We start from the raw sequence: 1,721 nt of genomic DNA, 5'->3' as shown, positions 1-1,721 counted from the left end.
ACCCATCGTGCGAGTCGATGGGCCTGGTGAAGATGGACTTCCTGGGCTTGCGGAACCTCGGCATCATCGACCACGCCATCAAGATCATCGAGCAGAACCGGGGCGTGAAGCTCGACACCCTCACCCTCCAGCTCGACGACGAGAAGACCTACCAGCTTCTGGCCCGCGGCGACACCCTGGGCGTGTTCCAGCTCGACGGCGGCCCCATGCGGCAGCTCCTCAAACTCATGGAGCCGACCCGATTCGAGGACATCGCCGCGGTGCTCGCCCTGTACCGGCCGGGCCCGATGGCAGCCAACGCGCACACCAACTACGCGCACCGCAAGAACGGCCGCCAGGACATCGAGCCCATCCACCCCGAGCTGAAAGAAGCGCTCGAACCGATTCTCGGGCCGACGTTCCACCTGCTGGTCTACCAAGAGCAGATCATGGCCGTCGCTCGCGAGCTGGCCGGCTACACCCTCGGCGGCGCTGACCTGCTACGCCGCGCCATGGGCAAGAAGAAGAAAGAGATCCTGGACGCCGAGTTCGCCAACTTCCAGGCTGGCATGCGCGGCAACAGCTACTCGGATGAGTCGATCCAGGCGCTGTGGGACGTCATGCTGCCGTTCTCCGGGTACGCGTTCAACAAGTCGCACACCGCCGGGTACGGTCTGGTCGCCTACTGGACCGCCTACCTGAAGGCCAACTACCCCGCCGAGTACATGGCGGCCCTGCTCACCTCCGTGGGTGACGACAAGGACAAGGCAGCCGTCTACCTGGCCGAGTGCCGCAAGATGGGCATCCAGGTGCTACCGCCCGACGTCAACGACTCCCAGCTCGACTTCGTCGCCGTGGGTGACACGCAGGTGCGGTTCGGCATGGGCGCGGTCCGCAACGTCGGCGAGAACGTCGTCGAGGGCATCGTCAAAGCCCGCGCCCAGAAGGGCCGCTACGACGACTTCAACGACTTCCTCGGCAAGGTGCCCCTGTCCGTCTGCAACAAGCGCGTCATCGAATCCTTGATCAAGGCGGGCGCGTTCGACTCGCTCGAACACCCGCGCAAGGGCGTGCTCATGGTTCACGAGCAGGCCGTCGATTCGGTCATCGACATCAAGAAGAACGAGGCCCACGGGCAGGACTCGCTGTTCGGCGGGATGGACGACACCAGCGACGACACCGCGTTCACCATCGCCATCCCCGACATGGAGTGGGACAAGAAGACCAAGCTCGACTTCGAGCGGGAGATGCTGGGCCTGTATGTGTCCGACCATCCCCTGGCCGGTACCGAGCGGGTGCTGGCCCGCAACCGGGACACCACCATCGCGGACCTTCTGGCCAGCGGGCGTGAGGACCGCGGCGATGTCCGCGTGTGCGGTCTGATCACCAAGGTGGACAAGCGGGTCAACAAGGCCGGCAACCTGTGGGCGATCGCGACCGTCGAGGACATGGACGCCGCTGTCGAGTGCTTGTTCTTCCCCAAGAGCTACGAGCTGTACGCGCCGGAACTGCGCGAGGACGCGGTGGTCTCAGTCGGCGGGCAGATCAACAACCGCGACGGCGCGATCTCGGTCTTCGCGCAGGACCTGACGCCGCTCGACGTGTCGGGCATCACCAGCGACTCCGGGCAGCCGGTCACGTTGCTGCTGCGTGAGGAACGCGTCAGCGCCAGGCTCGTCGAGGAGTTGCGTAACGTGCTGAAGATGCATCAGGGCCAGGTGCCGCTGCAGATCAACCTGCGA

Annotated in this window: 1 protein-coding gene; it reads left to right on the top strand. The window is 65.1% G+C overall.

The window, feature by feature from the left end:
* Positions 1–1,721, top strand: a 1,721-nt coding sequence (gene dnaE / locus ABD844_RS52580) for a DNA polymerase III subunit alpha (protein WP_344897763.1), incomplete at both ends; no start/stop codon positions are given.

Source organism: Nonomuraea antimicrobica (assembly GCF_039536965.1).
Lineage (GTDB): Bacteria > Actinomycetota > Actinomycetes > Streptosporangiales > Streptosporangiaceae > Nonomuraea > Nonomuraea antimicrobica.
This window is presented reverse-complemented; position numbering and strand designations above follow the sequence as displayed.